This is a genomic window from Pseudoalteromonas sp. T1lg65 (assembly GCF_051930985.1).
GTDB lineage: Bacteria > Pseudomonadota > Gammaproteobacteria > Enterobacterales > Alteromonadaceae > Pseudoalteromonas.
On record NZ_CP196837.1, the window covers coordinates 3,759,870 to 3,780,522 of the forward strand.

Consider the following 20,653-nt stretch of genomic DNA (forward strand, 5'->3'; position numbering starts at 1 on the left):
TACGTTGCAGTATGAAATTATTAGAACAGGTTCCGCTTTTTAAACAGTTAGAGATTATTAACCGCTTAGCGTTCTTTAAAGAGTTTACTTTGTCTGAGCGACAAGTGTTGCTTGAGTCATTTAGCCGACTTTATCTTGTACAAAAAGACAAACATGCGTTCAAAAGACTTGATGAAGACAACCGTTTGTATATTGTACTTAGCGGAGAGTTTTTAATCTTTAAGCAAGATGCTGAACATGATTTAGGTCGAGTTGGTCCCGGGGAGTTTTTAGGTGAAGGCGCATTTATTACTAACCGCGAACGCAGTACCAGCGCCCTAGCGCTCAAAGACAGCATTATTTTAGCCATTACTCCAGACGCGTTAACACGACTTCCCAATGTGATCAGAGAAAAAATCAAAGACAAACTCATTGAAGGAATGAGCGTCAGAATAGCTAAATTAAACGAGTTTGTTGAAGCGCATAGTTAACTGCGGTGATGACTGTAATGACTATTTACATGTCTAGAATGAGCCGAAGCACGATATAAAAAGCCGTACTCGAAATAAGGTAAAAGCCACCAATCCAGCTAAGGAGCGTATCAACTTTACCATTAATATCTGGTTTGGCTTTACTCTGCTTGACCGTCCCCACGATATAAAGAAGTAGGCCCAATACGACAGAAGTAGGATAGAGGTTGGGAAAGCCAGAAAATAGATAATTAAAAGGCGAGATACCATTCTCACCATAATATACGAACAATAATATCAGTGGCGGCATAAAAATACCTGTCACTTTAATCCAATAGCTCCAATTATTCATCTCAACTCCTTTTTAAAACTGAAAAGCTTTTGGCCAAGAAAAGTATAACCACTTCAATTGGAAAAGACATTAATCATAAAAACTATTACACGACATTTTTATCATGAATTATTCTTGATTGATATCTTATTTTTATATCGATAATTTAGATCTTACCGAAATTTTCGGTTTACTTTTAATATCAAATAAGGAAATGACATGAAAATCACGCTTAATAAAAAGTCTCTAAAGCAACTAAATCAAGATGCGTATTTAGATAGTGCACTAACTCCTAAAGCGGCAGGCGGTATGTATGCTTCTTCACCACTAGTCCCAGGTTGCATTAGCTATAATGGCTTGAGCTGTCCAACTTCACCATATGATAAAAACTGCCGATAAGGCCACCTGTCGCTTGCAGTATAAGCGACTGTAAAAACTTCAAAGAACATACATGACATATCACAAAATGTTAATACAAGCAGATAAACAGCAACACCGAACCAAAACGCCCCTCCCTTGATAACATGCCGAAGTTTCTCATCTATTCGTACTTGAGATCAGGGTAAGTTAACCTCAGCTGTGGAGAAGTTAATTATGCGCATTTACTGTGGATATAAACAGCTTAAAGAAAAAGCCCAGATAAAACACAAAATAATAGTACTTATCCATAATACCTTATCTTTTTCGATTCCTTTGGTGGTGATCTTTGAGCATTAAATAACATATTGTACAAGCATAATAAGTGGAATGGTAAAGCATATCAAACCATAAAATAGATAACTTAACAGTGCAGACCACCAAGAGTCTGAGCTAAGTAAGTCAGGTTCATTAACCATGCCAACCATAGGTAGTGGGAATTGATATGCATAAATAAATATAAGTGTTAGAAACCAACAGATTATGGGTATAGCATGTAATTTTGACATGATCCGCCTTAGCTCCCAAGCCAGAATGATTTCTACAGATTTATATTTTTCACCCTTAAAATCAAAACGTTTTCGAAGTAGCTTGAAATAGATTATTACACAAAAAAAAAAGACAAAGCTAGTGTTATTAAACTAGAAAAGTCGGGTGTTAAAGCCTTTTACAAAGCGCACCTTCAATTACAATACTCGCCCAAGATGAACAAATTTTACTCAACAATAGAAAGATAAAATCATTGAAGATATGAGCTTACGTATTAATAGACTCAGTAGTTTTATTGAAGGTAATATGCAATTCACTGAATATTAATATATTTCACTTTACTCATATCTAAACTTGAACGATTATATTTTGAGCAATCCACACAAAAATATAATACGTTAAGGAGAGATATAATGAAATTAAAATTGAATAAAAAAAATATGAAAGGTTTATCAAAAGATAGAGCTGTACTTCCTAGTGATGTAACTCCTAAAGTGGGTGGTGCATGGGATCCAAACTGGACACAACCTGCTTGGCGCTGCATGAGCTACCTAGGGTGTATTAGTAATCGAGATCATTGCTAAGGCTCTGCACGAATGAGAGTAATAGGCCAAAGAAAAGGCTGTTAAATATAGCCTTTTCTGTAAAAGACCTAACAATTACACAGCTAACAACTGCTCAAAAGCACTAAAGAGTCTATCTAACTCTTCTATGGTGTTGTAATGCATACAGCCGATGCGAACCACACCGCCTTTATCCATCACACCCAGCTGCTCGCAAAGCCCTTGTGCGTAGAAATTACCGTCCCAAACACACATATGTTTTTTGCCCAGGAATTCTGAAACCTGTCTAGGCTCTAGGCCATCAAATGTCAGTGCAAAGGTCGGCGTGCGTTCTGCTAACCTTTCCTGTGACTCGATACCAAATAGCTTAATTTGCTTGAACTCAGCTAAGCGGGTTAAGAAATGCTGACTGAGCTGCATCTCATGCGCTTTCGTTTGCGCAAATGCTGCCACGAGCTTTTCACGACGTGGCGTGTCATCACTTAGGCCTGCTAACGATGCTATGTAATCGATAGCAGCAACTAAACCTGCTAGACCTTCAAAACTTTGTGTTCCAGTTTCCCAACGACCCGGGATCACATCTTTCGCTGGCTCCACTTTATAGGGGGTAAAACTTTCTAGATGTTCGCGCTTACCGAAAACGATGCCCACATGTGGACCAAAGAACTTGTAGGCTGAACATGCCAAAAAGTCACAGTCCAATGCTTGTACATCGATTAATTCATGTGGTGCATAATGCACAGCATCCACATATACCAATGCACCCACTTGGTGCGCTAGCTCCACGATACGCTGAATATCGTTGATTGAACCCGTGGTGTTTGACGCATAAGTCACTGCCACTAACTTGGTATTGTGATTTAACAATGACTCGAAGTGTGCAAGATCTAAGGTGCAATCGTCTTCATTGATCCGGACTGCATGCACCGTTGCACCTTTGTCTTCAGCAGCCTGACGCCAAGAAGACACATTCGAAAAGTGATCGGCATTGGTCACAATCACTTCGTCACCCACTTGCCAGTCACGCGAGATAGCGCGGCTAAAGCTAAAAGTCAGGCTAGTCATGTTGGCACCAAAAACGATTTGCTCTTGGCTCGGCGCATTAAGTAAATCAGCAACCGCTTGGCGCGCATCATTCATCAAGCTGACCGTTTTATCACTTGAGAAAAACGCACCACCTAGGTTTGAATTAAAATACCCTAGGTACGCAGACATGGCGTTAAGTACCGATTGTGGTACTTGTGAACCACCCGGCCCATCTAAAAATATTGGAGACTCACCTTGTACCTGCTGCATCAAAGCAGGAAACTGACGGCGCACTTTATTAAGTTCCATAGCGACACTCTTAAGCAGTAAATACAAAACAGTCTAGGTAGCCTTCTTTACTGGCATCTAGCTTGTTCATTGGGGTTGCGTTATGCCACACTTCACGGTCATTCACTAGTGCAAATAACCCGTCTTTGATTTCCATCTTAAAGCATGGCTCTGCTTCTTTGTGCTCATACACCAGTAATTCACCACCGGCGATATTTTCGTGCGACACACCACAGACACATACATGGTCAAAGCCGTCTTGGTGAACGCCTTCTGGCGCAGGCGGCGTATCACTTTCAATGGCAAGCATGCGGAACTGGTGCACTTCAATTGCAGTATCCTCTGCGATACCCGTCATCGCTTTAAACTGAGCAAGCAAATGTTTAAAGCCATCGGTATTTAGCATGTCTACTTCAAGGTTTTCGTAAACACGCTCCACATTACCTTGAAAGGTATTAATCGAGTCATCTTGTACAAATGCTTTTGTAGGTTGCAGTGTTACCTCGCCATCAACAAACTTAATCACCGAGTAGCGGCGCTTACGAAACGCACCATCTGCATATGGGTTATCAGGGAGCTGATTAAAAAACGGCTTTACCGCATCGATGTTCGACTGCTGAATAAAGCGAAGTTGGAGTAAATTCTGGTTGTTCATGGTTGTCATGATCCTCTCGCCTATTGATGAGAATTTGCCAACAATTCTAACCAAACAAAAAAGAATTACTGTTTAAAAACACGACATTTTTGCAGAGCAAAAGGTATAAAAAACCTCAAATTGACAGATAAAAAGATACATTATTTAACTTTTTAAATGGTCAAGAAATCGACATTTAAATATAGTTAATTTTATGCATAAAAAAAGCCAGCTAAGGCTGGCTTTTTATCTTACGGGTAATTATGCCGGTTGTTGGATAATTACTGAATCTGCCTTTTTAGTGTACTGAGGCATTTTGTGGAAGTTCAAGTAACGGTACGTGTCCGCAGCCGTTGCGTTGATCTTCTCTGCATATTCTTGGTATTCAGCAGGTGTTGGTAGTTTACCAAGGATCGCAGCGACTGCTGCAAGCTCTGCTGATGCAAGGAATACATTTGCACCGGTACCTAGACGGTTCGGGAAGTTACGCGTAGAGGTAGATACAACGGTCGCTTTATCAGCAACACGTGCTTGGTTACCCATACACAGTGAACATCCTGGAGTTTCGATACGTGCACCTACACGACCGTAGATCCCGTAGTAACCTTCGTCAGTTAACTGATCACGGTCCATCTTCGTTGGTGGCGCAACCCAAAGTTGTGTTGGTAGACGACCGCCGAAGTTATCTAGCAGTTTACCCGCAGCACGGAAGTGACCAATGTTAGTCATACAAGAACCGATGAATACTTCGTCGATCTTTTCGCCCGTTACGTCTGAAAGTAGACGCGCGTCATCTGGGTCGTTTGGAGCACAAAGGATTGGCTCTTTGATTTCTGCAAGGTCAATTTCAATCGTGTGTGCGTATTCAGCATCCGCGTCAGCTGTCATTAGCTCAGGGTTTGCTAGCCACTCTTCCATCTTAGTGATACGACGTTCGATTGTACGTACATCACCATAACCTTCAGAGATCATCCACTTAAGCATAACAATGTTAGAGTTTAGGTACTCTTCGATAGACGCTTGTGAAAGCTTAACAGTACAACCTGCCGCACTACGCTCTGCCGATGCATCAGATAGTTCGAACGCTTGCTCAACGGTTAGGTGCTCAACACCTTCGATTTCAAGGATACGACCAGAGAATTCGTTGATCTTACCTTTCTTCTCAACCGTCAATAGGCCTTGTTGAATTGCGTAGTAAGGAATAGCGTGTACTAGGTCACGTAATGTGATACCCGGTTGCATTTCACCTTTAAAACGAACCAAAATTGACTCTGGCATATCCAGTGGCATAACGCCTGTTGCTGCTGCAAATGCAACGGCACCAGAACCCGCTGGGAATGAAATACCTAGTGGGAAACGAGTATGCGAATCACCACCTGTACCAACAGTGTCAGGAAGTAGCATACGGTTTAGCCATGAGTGAATAACACCATCACCTGGACGTAGCGATACACCGCCACGGTTCATGATAAAATCTGGTAGCGTATGGTGCGTGTTTACGTCGATTGGCTTAGGATAGGCTGACGTGTGACAGAATGACTGCATAGTTAGATCTGCAGAGAAACCAAGACATGCAAGGTCTTTAAGTTCGTCACGAGTCATTGGACCGGTAGTATCCTGAGAACCTACTGTAGTCATTGTTGGCTCACAGTATTGACCAGGGCGTACACCTGTCATGTTACATGCCTTACCAACCATCTTCTGCGCAAGCGTAAAGCCTTTGCCCGAGTCTTCTACTAGCTTAGGCTTGCGGAAGATGTCTTCCGCTTCTAGGCCAAGAGATGTACGCGCTTTGTCTGTTAGACCACGACCGATGATCAGTGGAATACGACCGCCAGCACGAACTTCGTCTAGGATTACGTCTGATTTTAGCGAGAATGTTGAGATAACTTCATCGGTACCGTGACGCTTAACCACACCTTCGTAAGGGAAGATGTCAATTTGGTCACCCATGTTTAGCTCATCAACAGGCAGCTCAATTGGCAATGCGCCAGAGTCTTCCATCGTGTTGAAGAAGATAGGGGCAATCTTACCACCTAAACATACACCACCAACACGCTTGTTTGGTACAAATGGAATGTCATCACCCATGAACCAAAGTACTGAGTTAGTCGCTGACTTACGTGAAGAACCAGTACCAACAACGTCACCAACGTACGCTAATGGTAAACCTTTTTTGTTTAGCTCTTCTAGTTGTGCGATTGGACCAACTTCGCCAGGCTTGTCAGGGTTGATGCCATCACGCTCGTTTTTAAGCATTGCTAATGCGTGAAGTGGAATATCTGGACGAGACCACGCATCTGGAGCTGGTGATAAGTCATCAGTATTTGTTTCGCCAGTGACTTTGAATACGGTGACAGAGATCTTTTCTGCCACGGCTGGCTTCTCAAGGAACCATTCAGCATTTGCCCATGATTCAATAACTTGCTTAGCAAACGCATTGCCCGCTTTGGCTTTTTCTTCTACATCGTAGAATGCATCAAACATCAATAGCGTGTGTGATAAACCTTTAGCGACGATTGGTGCAAGCGCGGCATCATCAAGCAGGTCGATCATCGGCGCAATGTTGTAACCACCGAGCATAGTGCCAAGTAGCTCAGCAGCATACTCTTTTGAAATGAGTGGAGATTCAGCTTCACCTTTTGCAACCGCAGCCAAAAAGCCAGCTTTAACGTAAGCGGCATCATCAACACCCGGTGGTACACGGTTGATAAATAGATCAACGATGAACTCTTCTTCACCTGCAGGTGGCGTTTTTAGTAATTCGATAAGGTCAGCGGTTTGCTGCGCGTCTAACGGCTTAGGCACGATACCTTGCGCGGCACGCTCTTCTACGTGTTTACGATATTCTTGAAGCACAATATTGCCCTCTTGGTGACGTGGAGAGACAAGCAAATGGCCCGGTCCCAGCGCTTGAGGCGAATGGGGAAACCATTTCCTTGACCAAAAAATATGTTGCACAATTATAAGGACTTTGAGTATAGATGAAAATCTTGCATGCGATACCTTGCCTTATAGTGACTATAAATGTCATGAATGATAAAGGCGGTTCAACACACTTTGATGAATATAATTATCATTTCCAGTTGAAAACTGGCCCATGTGAGGAGAGTTGCAAGTAAATAGACCCAAATAAAAATGCCAGTCAGGTTCACTGACTGGCATTCTTGCCTACTAGGCGTATTCTACTGATAAGTAATTAATTACTTAGCAGCTTTTTTCTCTTTCTCTGCAGCGATTACCGCGTCAGCAACGTTTGCTGGACATGGTGCATAGTGTGAGAATTCCATAGAGAACTGACCACGACCAGACGTGATTGTACGTAGGTGACCAATGTATCCGAACATTTCAGATAGAGGTACATCACCCTTGATACGAACGCCAGTTGCACCAGCTTCTTGGTCTTTGATCATACCACGACGACGGTTAAGGTCACCGATTACGTCACCTACGTTGTCTTCTGGAGTGAACACGTCAACTTTCATCACAGGCTCAAGTAGCTGAGGCGCCGCTTTTGGAATTGACTGACGGAAAGCACCCTTCGCAGCGATTTCGAACGCGATTGCTGATGAGTCAACTGCGTGGAATGAACCGTCGAATAGTTCAACTTCAACGTCTAGTACTGGGAAGCCAGCTAGAACACCAGTTTCCATCATTGACTTGAAGCCTTTCTCAACTGCTGGCCAGAATTCCTTAGGAACGTTACCACCAACAACAGAAGAAGAGAATGTGAAGCCAGAGTTAGGCTCGCCAGGCTTGATACGGTAGTCAATCTTACCGAACTGACCAGAACCACCAGACTGTTTCTTGTGCGTGTAGCTATCTTCAACCATTTGCGTGATAGTTTCACGGTAAGCAACCTGAGGCTGACCAACGACTAGGTCTACACCGTAAGTACGCTTAAGGATGTCTACCTTAATGTCTAGGTGAAGCTCACCCATACCTTTAAGGATAGTTTCGCCTGAATCTTCATCAGTCTCAACCTGGAACGACGGATCTTCTGCAACCATCTTACCGATAGCGATACCCATCTTCTCGTTACCACCTTTATCTTTAGGTGCAACGGCGATTGAGATTACCGGCTCAGGGAAGATCATCGCTTCAAGTGTACATTCATGCTTAGGATCACAAAGTGTGTGACCTGTTTGAACGTTCTTCATACCAACAACCGCTAGGATGTCACCCGCTTGTGCTTCAGAGATCTCGTTACGGTCATCAGCTTGCATCTCAACCATACGGCCGATACGCTCAGTTTTACCTGTCGCAGAGTTAAGGATTGTGTCACCTTTTTTCATGCGGCCTGAGTAGATACGGATAAAGGTAAGTGCACCAAAACGGTCATCCATGATCTTAAACGCTAGCGCTTTAAGTGGCGCATCAGCGTCAACAGTTGCTACTTCACCAGTAGGCTCACCAGTTTCAGGATCTGTTAGTGGCTGAGGATCAACTTCAGTAGGTGCCGGTAGGTAATCTACAACTGCGTCAAGTACTAGTTGAACACCTTTGTTTTTAAACGCAGAACCACAGTAAGTTGGGAAGAATGCAAGATCGCGAGTACCTTTACGGATACATGCTTTGATTTGCTCGATAGAAGGTACTTCACCTTCCATGTAGGCTTCCATTAGGTCGTCATCTTGCTCAACCGCAGATTCGATTAGCATCTCATGGTATTCTTCAACTTTGTCTACCATGTCCGCTGGAACGTCTTGTACTTCATAGTTTTCAGGAAGACCAGAGTCATCCCAAACGTATGCTTTTTTCTCAAGTACGTCTACAACACCACAGAACTCGTCTTCGATACCGATTGGTAACGTCATTACAAGTGGGTTTGCTGCTAGTACATTACGAACTTGGTCTACAACGCGGTAGAAGTCTGCACCCATACGGTCAAGTTTGTTTACAAAGATAACACGTGCAACTTCTGATTCGTTCGCATAACGCCAGTTAGTTTCTGACTGAGGCTCAACACCACCAGATCCACAGAATACACCGATACCACCGTCAAGAACTTTAAGTGAACGATATACTTCAACTGTAAAGTCAACGTGTCCCGGAGTATCGATAACGTTTAAGCGGTGGCCTTTCCACTCACAAGTTACCGCAGCTGACTGGATTGTGATACCACGCTCAGCTTCCTGCTCCATGAAGTCAGTAGTAGACTCACCGTCATGTACTTCACCAGTTTTGTGGATTTTACCAGTAAGCTTTAGGATACGCTCAGTGGTGGTAGTTTTACCCGCATCAACGTGCGCGAAAATACCAATGTTTCTGTATTTCGATAAATCTGCCATTGTTTTGCTCTATTTAAAGTAGAAAATTATTTCGGCGGGAGTATATCACCTCTTATTACGAACATCATCCTTCAAGTCGTCTAAAATGCAATCAATTTGCGAAAAAGTACAATATCTGGGTTGCAGCTTTGGTTTTTCTGGCCTAAGAGGGTCATTACGAAGTCGATTGGCGGAATTTATGTAGCAATTTGGTCTTAAAAGATTCATCAAATCGCTACATTTTTAGCCGGAATAGAAAAAGTCTGGTCATCGGTTATCAACCGAAGTTAGCGGTTATCTCCATCAAGCAAATCCCCCAGCCCTCCTAACACGGAGCCTTCACCACTCCTGCTCCCACCTGCCGACGGTGCATGCTGGATCACTCTATCGGCCAAACGCGAGAATGGTAAGCTTTGGATCCACACAGTTCCCGAGCCTGAAAGTGTTGCTAAGAACAAGCCTTCACCACCAAAAAACATACTGCGAAGCCCGCGTACTCGCTCTATGTCAAATTCTATCCCATCGCTAAAGCCGACCACACAACCTGTATCGAGTTTAAGGGTTTCGTTATGCAGCTTCTTCTCGATCACCGTGCCACCAGCATGCGCAAATGCCATACCATCTCCCTGCAGGTGCTCCAAAATAAAACCTTCACCGCCAAAGAAACCAGCCCCCAGTCGACGCTGAAAGGCAATGTCTACTTTGGTTCCCATTGCCGCGCAAAGAAACGAGTCTTTTTGTAAGTATACAGAACCATTAAACTCAGCTAGGTTTAACGGCATGATAGAGCCTGGAAAAGGCGCAGCAAATGCCACTCGCTGCTTTCCTCGTCCATGATTGGTAAAATGCGTCATAAACAAGGATTCGCCAGTAAGTACTCGCTTTCCAGCACTGAAAAGCTTACTCATAAAGCCTTGCTCAACTTCAGAGCCGTCGCCCATTTTCGTCTCGAACTGGATATCTGCCTGCATATAATTCATGGCGCCAGCTTCTGCTATTACCGTTTCGTGTGGATCTAACTCTATCTCCACCATTTGCATGGAATTACCAATGATCTCATAGTCTATTTCATGGCTACGCATAACGCATTTCTCCCTGTTTAGATATAAACGCTATATTGCCCAGTTAGGCCCTAAAATAAAGTCACAAAATGTAACGCTATGTGTTTTAAAACCATACAAACAGACCTAAAATAAGCGCCAAGCCGATCAACGGCACCACCACGGTTAACATTGCCAGTGGCCAATAGGCGTCTTGATGTTTTTCGCCACAAATTGCTCGCACCGTGGTCACTACATAGCCATTATGCGGTAGCGTATCTAGCGCTCCAGAGCTAATTGCCACAACCCGATGGAGCTGCTCAGGCTGAACCCCCAAATCTATATAATGCGGTGCGACCAATGGCAGTGCGATAGCTTGCCCTCCAGATGCAGAGCCCGTTAATCCGGCAATCACACTCACAGCGATTGCCGCGCCAAGTAATTCATTACCAGGAATACTGGTCATCAACGCCACCGCTTCGTTAAATGCCGGCGTCCCTTTAGCAACCGCACCAAACCCCACCACCGCAGCAGTATTACCAATCGCCACCAAAGCACCCGTAGTGCCTAAGTTGATGGCATTCTGAATGTTGATAAAATATTTAAAATTGACAATCAATATTGCAATCACGCCACCGAGCAAGGCCACTATTAGCGCGTTTTGTCCCAGCTGAGCGTGCAGCGTAAATGATAATGCTAAAACCACTAATAATGGCAATAGTCCAGTAATAGGGTGAGGCAGTGTTCGCGTACTTTCATTGACCGGATCGCCAGACCGAGATTCAAACACCTCGCCGTTTTCGGTGGCACGCCTAATCATTCTCATTAACAAGAAATAGCCAAGTAATGCCATGAATACAGCAACGATTAAACTCTCTTGCCATGCAGCATACGGGGAAGTACCAAGGTATTTAATTGGGATCCAGTTTTGAATTTCAGGGGAGCCAGCAGAGGTCATGGTAAAAGTAACCGAACCGAACGCCAGCACCGCAGGAATAAAACGCCTGGGTAAATTGGCATCTTTAAACAAGCTTACAGCCATTGGATAAACAGAAAAAGCAACAATAAACACACTAACGCCACCATAAGTCAGCAATGCGCAAGCAAGTACGACAGCGAGTACCGCATACTTCATTCCGATTTTATCGACGATATATCGTGCTATAGCGTCAGCCGCCCCCGTGTCTTCCATAAACTTGCCAAACAACGACCCCAGCAAAAACATAAAAAACCATGATTGAACAAAACCGCTAAAACCCGCCATATACATGCCTATGGCATTGCTTTCAGTTGCTCCAGAAAGTACCGGAATATTACTGCTCAACGCAATCACTAGCGCACACAAGGGTGCGGAAATAAATAGGCTAACTCCCCGTAATGTGAGAAAAATCAATCCAAACAGCGCACACGCCAAGCCAATAGCACTTATCATAATGTCACCTGTCTCATTGTTATACTTATGTTATTGAGGGTTTAGAACTTATGCTAAATAGCTATAAAAGTACACAGTGTACATCGCTATAAAAACAGGGAAATACAAGACAAAAAACGCTCAAATAAAATAAATGAGAATTATTTGCAATTAAGTGTTGACATATTTCCGAATGTTATTGATAATCAATCTCAACAAGAACGAAGCACATTCTTCTTGTTTAAAGATGAGTTTCTTGACCCGAAACTTGGCTGGTATCCTCAACTACCAAGCGGTTAGCAAGCACTTGTATTGCCCCTAATTACACTTTGCTAACAGCACAATTTACTTGCTACATTGCTCATATCGGTGACGGTAGATATGAAATCAAAAAGCCCTTTATTGGGCTTTTTTTATTTTAATACTCTCTCAAAAAAAGCAAGCAATACAAACTAATACGTTATAAGCTTTGACGAAAACCCGATAAAAATAGCAGATAGGTCCACCAATGAAAAAAGTTCTCAAAGCCCTAGCCGAAAATCCAATTCTGAATTTTATCGCTGGCTTGATTCTTTGTATAACCAGCGCGTTTGAAATTGTAGACAACATTACCCATATCGGTTCTCACCATGGCGTGTTCTTATTTGGGCTATTACATATTTTAAAAACACTCCCCGAACTAAATGAGAGCATCCACCTTTTTGATGAAGCATCTAAATAACCTGAATTCAGGTTAAATAAGTCATCAGGTCGCGAAACCAAAATTTGCTTTTGGTTTCTTGACATCAGCGTTGAGTGTAGGAGGCCATAACAGCGTGTAATGTGCTGTAATGGCATTTCTGTGACAAACGTCTTAGCATGGCTGTCCTGTTCACAAAAAAATAAAACCCAATGAATACACAGCGGTATCGTTACAATGTGATGCTTACCATTTTGCTGCTAGCCGGTTTTATTTTCACTAGCTGGTACAGCGTAGTTTTAGCAAAAAGATCGCTTACAGATAAAATTACCGACGATACCCTACCGCTCACCAGCCATATTATTGATATCGACTTACAAAAACGCCTTCAAGCACCGATTATTGTTGCCAAACTGATGGCTAATAACACTTTTCTCAAGCACTGGTTAACCTCTGAAAACAGAAACGATGAGTTATTATTTGAATATCTCGCAACCACCAAAACCTTGCATGGTGCACTCACTAGCTTTTTGGTTTTAGACGAAGCGCTAACTTACTATCGCTATGATGGTCTAAAACAATTAGTAGATCCGGCCGATACCGACATCAGTTGGTATTACGACAGTATGGCGTCGCACTTAGATTTTACGCTGAATGTAAAAATGAGTAGTGAAGAGCACCAACAGCCAATAGTCTACGTCAATCATAAAGTCAGGTTGAATAATCGTGTTGTCGGCATTATTGGTATTGGCGTTCCACTTGCCGATATCCAAGCATTGATAGAAAAGTACCAACAGGTATATCAACGTGATGTTTATTTTATTGACTACAAAGGAAGGTTACTTTTTCATGAAGCTGGTACACCAGAAGAAACAACGATAAAGCAACGCTTTCCAGAACAGGCTGAGATGGTGCTAACGCAAAAGGCATACAAGTTTAGTATAACGAATGATGAATATATTCAATTTGTACAAACTCGATATTTAGAGACTATTGGCTGGCATCTGATCGTAGAGCAGCATGTCAATGTATCTGCAACCTTAAACGAAGCGCTCAAAACCAATCTGGCGATGGGTACACTGGTTACCGTGACCATTCTTGGGATTGCACTTTTTTCCTTCAATCACTATCAAAAACGTCTCGAAAACATGGCAAAATTCGATAAGTTAACCAACGCCATCAACCGCCAAGCATTTGAACCTTTGCTGCAATACCATATCAACAAAGCGCAAAATCAAGGTGTTCCTTTGGTGATGCTGATGCTAGATATCGATCATTTTAAGCTGGTCAATGACAAACATGGTCATCAAATGGGTGATAAAGTGCTGGCAAACTTTGCCGCTATTTGCCAACGTCAACTACCAAGTAATGATTTACTCTGTCGCTGGGGAGGTGAAGAATTCATGATTCTATTGCCTAAGCATCAACTGCATCAAGGTCTAAAAGTAGCGGATCAAATCCACAGCGCACTCACAGCATCAGCATGTGACATCAAAGTGACCGCTAGCATTGGTGTTGCACAATACCAATTGACAGAAACGGAAGACAGCCTGATAAAACGCACAGATAAAGCACTCTATCAGGCCAAAAAAACAGGCCGAAATCAAACCATGCTGGCGGCTTAACGACGGTTTTTACGAGCTCTTGCTCTACGCTGTCGTTTCTCCTCTTCACGAGCGGCTTTTTTTGCTTCAGCTTGGGCTCTGAGTTCAGCAACCATCACTTCTTCGGCTTCACGCATTTGTGGGGTTTCCATGGTGATACGACCGATGACTGCGTCTCGTAATTCATTGATTAAGATTTCGGACATTTTGTGGGTATCGACCTGATTACCACCTTTGACACAGCCGCGTTTTCTGCCTGCCATTTCAATGAATGTCCAATCGCAGTCGGGTAGCGCTTCTATTTTATAGCGAGCTTTAAGCAACTCAGGATAGGCAGTTAATAAGTACTCCGCAGTATAACTTGCTACTTCTTCATAATTAATCGCTGTATCTCTAATCGCACCGGTGGCAGCCAAACGATAACCTGAATTTTCATTTTCTACTTTAGGCCACAACATACCGGGAGTGTCATAAAGCATGATGCCATCTTCTAGCTTGATCCGTTGCTGCGCTTTAGTGACAGCAGGTTCATTGCCGGTTTTAGCCACAATACGACCCGCGAGTGTATTGATAAGTGTAGACTTACCAACATTAGGGATACCCATAATCATCGCTTTGAGCTGTTTATCTTGGCCCACTTTATGAGGAGCTAGCTTTTTACACAGCGTGTTTATCTTATGTACTTCGTTACCTTTATCATGGCCAAAAGCAATCGCTTTAACACCACTTTCTTGCTCAAAATACGCCATCCATTGCTGCGTCAGTTCAGGATCGGCCAAATCGGCCTTATTCATTATTTTGATGACCGGCTTATCACCCCGTAGTTGGCTGACCATAGGGTTTTCACTGCTATAAGGAATACGGGCATCCAATACCTCGATAATGACATCCATCTGCGGCATGATTTCTTTAATTTCATTGCGCGCTTTGTTCATGTGGCCGGGAAACCACTGGATACCTGTTCTACTCATTAGACTTAAAACCTTTAACATTGTGCGAAAGTCTGCTGGCAACCTTAAGTTGCCATAACAAACCATTAGTTGTTGAATAGTTTACTACAGAAGTGAGACTGGATGAATTGGGTAATTAACTTCACTGCGCGGGTTTTGGTTTGTCATTAGGCGAATTTCGGATCACATCAATGGTTCCAATAGCAAACGGCCCTTCCCCTACTCCTTTATCATTGTGCAAAGTCGTCCAGTAACCTGACGCCGGACCTGAACGAGGTAAATGTAACAGCATTACGCCGACCCATACATCTCCTTCAGGGTCTTCGCTTGCAGTATAACTCAGTGCAGCGGTATCACCCACATGCTTACCAGTTGCCACAATCTTAAACTCATTCAGCTTACGTGAACCTTCAATATCCACCCAAGTGGCCGTTCCTTCCATTGTGATCTCTTCACCGACAGTTCGTACGATAAAGTCTTTAAATTCATATTTATATAATTTTTTGTGCAAGTTTGTTATCTGTGAAAACTCCGCAGGACTCAAATCTTCACCAACACCGGAAAGATGAGCAATATACTCAACCTCTGGGGATTTTCTGCTCATCCCATCCGCCACCCCATTGCCTCCAGTTACAATCGCCAGCGTCGCAATAACAGCACTTACCAGCAAAAAAATAGCGAGCAGCCCTGTCGGGTTTATCCCCAGCGTTCCCAGCACTGACTGTTCTGTAGACATTTTGGACTCTTCAGACTCAATTAAATCTTTATTATTTTCAAAACCTTGTACTAATTCAGACATTTTTTTATTATTATCTTCGTTGTCTGAAGAATCATCACATTTTTCCGCTCCAAAATCCTTGCCCATTGCCATTATTTCATCCACTGAAACATCTAATAACTCAGCTAATCTTTCTCGCTCAAATGGACTAAATGAATCGGGATCTGCCAAACGAGCGTAGTAAGTGGCTCTTTTGATACCAAGTTTTTGACATAACCAAGGAATGGTCTTTTTTGTTATTTCTCCAGTCCTATTTGTATCCTTAACATATGCTTTCAACTCAAAAGCAAGTCTGGATTCTCGACCCATAAAAAGCACTCAACTCATAAAGTTAGACAATTTGGACATTAACAATAGCAGCCAAAACCCCACCTTGCAATTACAAATTGATTACATAATATAAACATTGAAACACATGTTCACTTGTACTTCTTGTGAACAACTTGGTCACTGTGTTTTACCGTCACACTACGATTGAAAGGAGAAAGTATGGGCTGGTTTAGTAGCAAAAAACAATCAGAGCCAATAGAGGTATATCGAAAATATAAACGTAACTCGAAGATCACCTCGTCGCATTATATCGATCCGGATGGGTACGAATATGGCCGAGAGTGCGTTGGGTGTCACGATTGTATCTTTAGAACTCGAGGAGGGCCAATGACAAACGGTTGTAAGATTTATAACAAGCCAGATCTCGAGATGATCCCGATAACTAGAAATGTAATCGCAGATAAATACTGTGATTTTTTTCTAGATCGGTCGTTTGACGATGCAGATGCCGCTTTACAAGAGCTGAAGTAGCCGTCTAAAAGTTTTGAGGAAATTTTAATGATACCTAGAGTAACAACTTCCTGTGGTGGTTGTAAGTCAACCATAGATGATGGAGCATATTGGGTTAAAAAGTGCACATGGTGCTGCAAACAATACTGTAATAACTGTGTGAAAAGCACTTGTCCCCACTGCGGAAGGAGCGGCGAGGACTGGACACAACAAGTTGTGTCTGATGAGGATTATACAAACGCACTTAGAAGATAAGAGCCCTCTAAATTTTAACTTCTAAGCGAACGTTTACAGCCCCGTTGGTAACACGTTGTCGTCGCACATACGTAACGGTTGGAGATTTACATAATGGAAGATTGGAATGCCCACGTACTTAGATGGGAAGAAGAACTCAGAAAGATAGATGCGAAAATCGCCGAAGCTAATGCTGACGGCCAAAGTGGAAGACGCATATACAGCAGTCAGCGAGATCACATACTCAGCATGCTCGGAAATGCAAGAGATTTAGTTAGAGGAAGAGATTGAGATGAAGTTAAATAAACCAAAAGGTCCTGAAAAACGCGACCCAAAATTTGATGATAAAAAACCTATGCCCCCAAATGCAGTAGAAAGTGTTATTGAAAACGTTAAGCAAAAAGTGAGAGACGTCCACAAGTAGCAAAGCTATATCACCCAAACCACACGCAACAATCTGTATGTCGGCTTGTTGCGTGCAAAATTGACTTCAGCGGTATCAGTGTATTAATAGGAGTTCTTATGGACCAAATTGCTTCAATCGTAATTATAGATATACGAAAATTTACAGAAACCATTGATAAGCTAGAGCAAAGCGATTCATTTGAAAAAATGGCTTATCGGAACAATTTAGCACGTTTTTTTAATACATGTACTGACACAATTGAGTCGGTTTGTCCAAGACAGTGTAAATACCATTATCAATTCACAGGCGACGGTCTAGTGCTGACTTTTTTTGATTCTTGTCATCACGCACTTATTGCTTACTTCTATACTCTTGTTTTACTGAAAGAGCTGTCATCAGTTACTTTAGAGTGTGGCATTGAATATGGGTTAAGCGTGAACTCTGGTAAGGTCAGCTTTATGAAGTTGAAAAATGGGCAAGTCAATATACTGAGCCACGCGATAAACGTTGCAGCTAGGCTAGAAGCATTTAACAACGTCTTTTCACCCTCCCGCTTAATTGTAGGTCCTAGTACTATGCAAATAATCACCAATTATCTTTTAGAGGAGGAGCTGAAAAGAGTAGGCTTTACAAATTTTCAACAAATTCTCACTTCTGCCAAATGTAGCAAGGAAAGCAAAGTAGAGAAGCTATGGGGTGTGATGGCGCAGCTCAACGAGCTAATCTTCCTGAGGTATATGTCGTCTGTCAACATCAGAGGTTTAGACAAGCCCTTACATCTATACCGCTTCAGCCAGTCAAAGTTCAAGAGCTATGGAAGTGCAATACTTAGCGAGAAAAAAGCTAGGCTGACAAAAGTATTTGTTGAAAGAACCGAAAGTATTATACGGATCCTAGATGAGTCATCTCATTTAAAGAGCAGTTTGGATCAAGCATCCGCTTAAACTAACGTTTTAACTTCAATAAATACGGAAGGTGCAAACATTCAAATTAGTATTTACTCTAAATTCACTCTATTTCTATTAGCAAGCAGCGTATACTAGCGGTAAATAAATCAATTAGAACTCTTATGGCGCTCAAAGCAACCATTATCAAAGCTAACTTGTCGCTTAGCGATATGGACAAGCATGTCTATCAAGATATAAACCTAACCGTTGCCCAGCATCCTTCTGAAAATGATCACCGCTTAATGCTGCGTTTGCTAGCGTTTGCATTGCAGTATCGTGACAGTCTAAAGTTTACCAAGGGCTTATGTGCTGATGATGAGCCGGAGGCATGGTGTATTGACGATATCGGCGATATCACATTTTGGTTAGACCTTGGTTTACCCGATGAAAAGCGCATCAAAAAAGCCTGTAACAAAGCCAAACAGGTTGTCCTATATAGTTATGGTGAGAATACGCAAACGATGTGGTGGCAAAAGCATCAGCAGCAACTTAAACAATATGCAAACTTGACTGTGTTCAGTCTAGCCTTTGATGAAACCAGCCAGCTTGCGCTATTCGCAAACAAAGCGGTAAATTTAACTATCACAGTGCAAGATGGCGAAGTTTGGGTAAGCAACGAGAGCACCACTGTGCATCTGAAGCCGATTCAGTTAATGTAGTGAGTGAAGAATCTAATGAGTATACAAAAAGTCGTGGTAATGCACGGGCTATATATGTCGGGGTTTGTGATGCGTCCCTTGTGTACTCGGCTGGAAAACGATGGTTTTACCATTTTAAATCTGAGCTATAACACGCTTGCACCTGATATCAGTGATATCTTCACCCGTATCGACCACTTTATCGATCACCAGCCAACGGCCCTTGTTTGTCATTCAATGGGGGGGTTAGTTGCTCGAAAATACTTAGAATATGCCTCGCAGCAAAGTAAGTATGTAGAAAAAGTGGTGACCCTTGGCACCCCACACAAAGGGAGTGCCATTGCCAAACATATGCATGACAAAGGCTTTGAAATGCTGCTCAAAAACAGCGTTGAGTTTCTGCTAACAGAAAATCACGACTGGCCGTTTCCGGCAAAACTATACAGTATTGCAGGTGACCTGCCGCTGGGTTTAATGCCATTAATAAAAAAGGGGAGTCAGTCTGACGGTACGGTGTTACTCGAAGAGACCAAACTAAACGGCATGGCTGAGCATAAGGTGTTTCATGTCAGCCATACCACACTGATATATTCCCGCGCCGTGATGGAATACATCTGTGAGCTGTTATCAGAGTAACCATACCCCGAACAATCAATGCTCTGCACTTGCTGCAACTTTATAGGCAATGAATGCAATTAATCCGGTAATAAGTGGAATGGGTGCAGCGATATAACCAAACGCATCTGAGTTAGCAATACTGGCTCCAGCCAAGTGGCCAACAAGGCCAACGACAAAAGCGACTAAAGCGATAACTACCACAACTACTTCCATTTTATGTTCTGATTTTGTTTTACCTTGCATAATCAACCCCTCTTCATTTAAACAATATTTTCTGTTGATAAGTTGATTATGCGCCTGTAAACCGGACGCTTTTTGACCTAAATCAAATTAACGAAATGGATAATTATCAAGCAATTAGGCGTTTGTGTTAGATCAAGCTTTTACGGAAAAGCAGACTCAAAGTCGTCATTTTGGCAAGCTTTATTCCGAAAGAAATCCCAAGTTTCCCTTGAACTTACCGCTTTTAACCCAAGCTCTGTTGATAGTACCAAACCCTCTTAAGTGGTAGATGAGGTGCTTTAATCGATTTTTTGGATTGAAATCACTGATTTTAATCATTGGATTAACTTAACAATGTTACCCATACTAATCTTAATCAAACAAGGAGCACAGCATGACAAATTTTAACTCTATCGGTTTAAATAAAGACAAAAGCCAAGCTTTAGTTAGCGCATTGAACAATCTACTAAGCAGTTACCAAATCCAGTATATGAATGCCCGAGGCTTTCACTGGAACATCAAAGGAAGAGAGTTCTTTGAGTTGCACTTAAAATTTGAGGAAATTTACACCTTACTGCTAGAGAAAGTGGATGAAATCGCAGAGCGTATTTTAACGATTGAGGGCAACCCGTTACATGCATTTTCTGATTATCTCGAAAATAGCCGCATTGCTGAGGCCAAGAGTATCAGTGATGGCCCTACCGCATTACAAAGCGTGCTTGATGGTTATACCACACTTATCACCATGCAACGAGAGATCCTTGCTCAAGCAAGCGAGGCTGAAGATGAGGGCACTGCATCCTTAATGAGCGACTACATCAAAGAGCAAGAAAAACTGGTGTGGATGCTAAAAGCATATTTAAACTAATATAGCCTGTT

Annotated in this window: 22 protein-coding genes; 12 read left to right on the top strand and 10 right to left on the bottom strand. The window is 42.5% G+C overall.

Annotated elements, in window-relative coordinates:
• The first annotated feature begins 11 nt into the window (after positions 1–11).
• Positions 12–470, top strand: coding sequence for a cyclic nucleotide-binding domain-containing protein (locus tag ACSLBF_RS16740; protein WP_440054471.1), 459 nt, complete (start codon positions 12–14; stop codon positions 468–470).
• Between the two features lie 25 nt (positions 471–495).
• Here ACSLBF_RS16740 and ACSLBF_RS16745 read toward each other — a convergent pair whose 3' ends face one another.
• A complete protein-coding gene (locus ACSLBF_RS16745; protein ID WP_440054472.1) occupies positions 496–801 on the bottom strand; it encodes a hypothetical protein in 306 nt (101 codons plus the stop codon).
• Positions 802–999: 198 nt separating this feature from the next.
• Between ACSLBF_RS16745 and ACSLBF_RS16750 the strand changes: the two genes are divergently transcribed.
• Positions 1,000–1,179, top strand: a complete 180-nt coding sequence (locus ACSLBF_RS16750; protein ID WP_440054473.1) for a hypothetical protein — start codon at positions 1,000–1,002, stop codon at positions 1,177–1,179.
• Positions 1,180–2,099: 920 nt separating this feature from the next.
• The gene (locus ACSLBF_RS16755) at positions 2,100–2,270 is read left to right on the top strand and encodes a hypothetical protein (protein WP_440054474.1); all 171 of its coding nucleotides are present in this window, start codon (positions 2,100–2,102) and stop codon (positions 2,268–2,270) included.
• A 75-nt stretch (positions 2,271–2,345) separates the two neighbouring features.
• On the opposite strand, the gene ACSLBF_RS16760 is transcribed toward ACSLBF_RS16755, so the two are convergent.
• The 6 genes from ACSLBF_RS16760 to ACSLBF_RS16785 all read right to left on the bottom strand — a co-directional run bounded on the left by ACSLBF_RS16760 (position 2,346) and on the right by ACSLBF_RS16785 (position 11,939).
• Positions 2,346–3,584, bottom strand: coding sequence for a cysteine desulfurase-like protein (locus ACSLBF_RS16760; protein WP_440054475.1), 1,239 nt, complete (start codon positions 3,582–3,584; stop codon positions 2,346–2,348).
• A gap of 10 nt (positions 3,585–3,594) precedes the next feature.
• Entirely contained in the window at positions 3,595–4,227 is a 633-nt protein-coding gene (locus ACSLBF_RS16765) for a 2OG-Fe dioxygenase family protein (protein WP_440054476.1), read from the bottom strand.
• A 231-nt stretch (positions 4,228–4,458) separates the two neighbouring features.
• Positions 4,459–7,056: a bifunctional aconitate hydratase 2/2-methylisocitrate dehydratase gene (gene acnB / locus ACSLBF_RS16770; RefSeq protein ID WP_440054477.1), complete on the bottom strand. Its 2,598-nt coding sequence runs from the start codon at positions 7,054–7,056 to the stop codon at positions 4,459–4,461.
• 344 nt (positions 7,057–7,400) lie between these two features.
• Positions 7,401–9,488, bottom strand: coding sequence for an elongation factor G (gene fusA / locus ACSLBF_RS16775; RefSeq protein ID WP_440054478.1), 2,088 nt, complete (start codon positions 9,486–9,488; stop codon positions 7,401–7,403).
• A 266-nt stretch (positions 9,489–9,754) separates the two neighbouring features.
• Positions 9,755–10,549, bottom strand: coding sequence for a TIGR00266 family protein (locus ACSLBF_RS16780; protein ID WP_440054479.1), 795 nt, complete (start codon positions 10,547–10,549; stop codon positions 9,755–9,757).
• An 85-nt stretch (positions 10,550–10,634) separates the two neighbouring features.
• Positions 10,635–11,939, bottom strand: coding sequence for a GntP family permease (locus ACSLBF_RS16785; RefSeq protein ID WP_440054480.1), 1,305 nt, complete (start codon positions 11,937–11,939; stop codon positions 10,635–10,637).
• A 487-nt stretch (positions 11,940–12,426) separates the two neighbouring features.
• Here ACSLBF_RS16785 and ACSLBF_RS16790 point away from each other — a divergent pair, with 487 nt between their 5' ends.
• Both ACSLBF_RS16790 and ACSLBF_RS16795 read left to right on the top strand, forming a co-directional pair.
• Complete coding sequence (locus ACSLBF_RS16790; RefSeq protein ID WP_440054481.1) at positions 12,427–12,639, top strand: hypothetical protein; 213 nt, start codon at positions 12,427–12,429, stop codon at positions 12,637–12,639.
• A 170-nt stretch (positions 12,640–12,809) separates the two neighbouring features.
• Positions 12,810–14,222: a sensor domain-containing diguanylate cyclase gene (locus tag ACSLBF_RS16795; RefSeq protein WP_440054482.1), complete on the top strand. Its 1,413-nt coding sequence runs from the start codon at positions 12,810–12,812 to the stop codon at positions 14,220–14,222.
• Here ACSLBF_RS16795 and ylqF read toward each other — a convergent pair.
• Positions 14,219–15,172 carry a ribosome biogenesis GTPase YlqF gene (gene ylqF, locus ACSLBF_RS16800; RefSeq protein WP_440054483.1) on the bottom strand — a complete coding sequence of 318 codons (954 nt, stop codon included), beginning with the start codon at positions 15,170–15,172 and terminating at the stop codon, positions 14,219–14,221. The two genes, ACSLBF_RS16795 and ylqF, sit on opposite strands and share 4 nt — an antisense overlap.
• Before the next feature lie 121 nt (positions 15,173–15,293).
• Positions 15,294–16,238: a hypothetical protein gene (locus tag ACSLBF_RS16805; RefSeq protein WP_440054484.1), complete on the bottom strand. Its 945-nt coding sequence runs from the start codon at positions 16,236–16,238 to the stop codon at positions 15,294–15,296.
• 180 nt (positions 16,239–16,418) lie between these two features.
• Here ACSLBF_RS16805 and ACSLBF_RS16810 point away from each other — a divergent pair, with 180 nt between their 5' ends.
• From ACSLBF_RS16810 to ACSLBF_RS16835, 6 genes are all read left to right on the top strand, one after another.
• Positions 16,419–16,730 carry a hypothetical protein gene (locus ACSLBF_RS16810; RefSeq protein WP_440054485.1) on the top strand — a complete coding sequence of 104 codons (312 nt, stop codon included), beginning with the start codon at positions 16,419–16,421 and terminating at the stop codon, positions 16,728–16,730.
• Between the two features lie 327 nt (positions 16,731–17,057).
• Positions 17,058–17,234: a hypothetical protein gene (locus ACSLBF_RS16815; RefSeq protein ID WP_440054486.1), complete on the top strand. Its 177-nt coding sequence runs from the start codon at positions 17,058–17,060 to the stop codon at positions 17,232–17,234.
• Between the two features lies 1 nt (position 17,235).
• Positions 17,236–17,367, top strand: coding sequence for a hypothetical protein (locus ACSLBF_RS16820; protein WP_440054487.1), 132 nt, complete (start codon positions 17,236–17,238; stop codon positions 17,365–17,367).
• 98 nt (positions 17,368–17,465) lie between these two features.
• Positions 17,466–18,293: a hypothetical protein gene (locus tag ACSLBF_RS16825; protein WP_440054488.1), complete on the top strand. Its 828-nt coding sequence runs from the start codon at positions 17,466–17,468 to the stop codon at positions 18,291–18,293.
• 125 nt (positions 18,294–18,418) lie between these two features.
• On the top strand, positions 18,419–18,955 hold the full coding sequence (locus ACSLBF_RS16830; RefSeq protein ID WP_440054489.1) for a YaeQ family protein: 537 nt from the start codon (positions 18,419–18,421) through the stop codon (positions 18,953–18,955).
• A gap of 15 nt (positions 18,956–18,970) precedes the next feature.
• Positions 18,971–19,570, top strand: coding sequence for a PGAP1-like alpha/beta domain-containing protein (locus tag ACSLBF_RS16835; RefSeq protein WP_440054490.1), 600 nt, complete (start codon positions 18,971–18,973; stop codon positions 19,568–19,570).
• A gap of 15 nt (positions 19,571–19,585) precedes the next feature.
• Here ACSLBF_RS16835 and ACSLBF_RS16840 read toward each other — a convergent pair whose 3' ends face one another.
• Positions 19,586–19,795, bottom strand: a complete 210-nt coding sequence (locus tag ACSLBF_RS16840; protein WP_440054491.1) for a hypothetical protein — start codon at positions 19,793–19,795, stop codon at positions 19,586–19,588.
• A 373-nt stretch (positions 19,796–20,168) separates the two neighbouring features.
• Here ACSLBF_RS16840 and ACSLBF_RS16845 point away from each other — a divergent pair, with 373 nt between their 5' ends.
• A complete protein-coding gene (locus ACSLBF_RS16845) occupies positions 20,169–20,642 on the top strand; it encodes a Dps family protein (RefSeq protein WP_440054492.1) in 474 nt (157 codons plus the stop codon).
• The last annotated feature ends 11 nt before the right edge of the window (positions 20,643–20,653 follow it).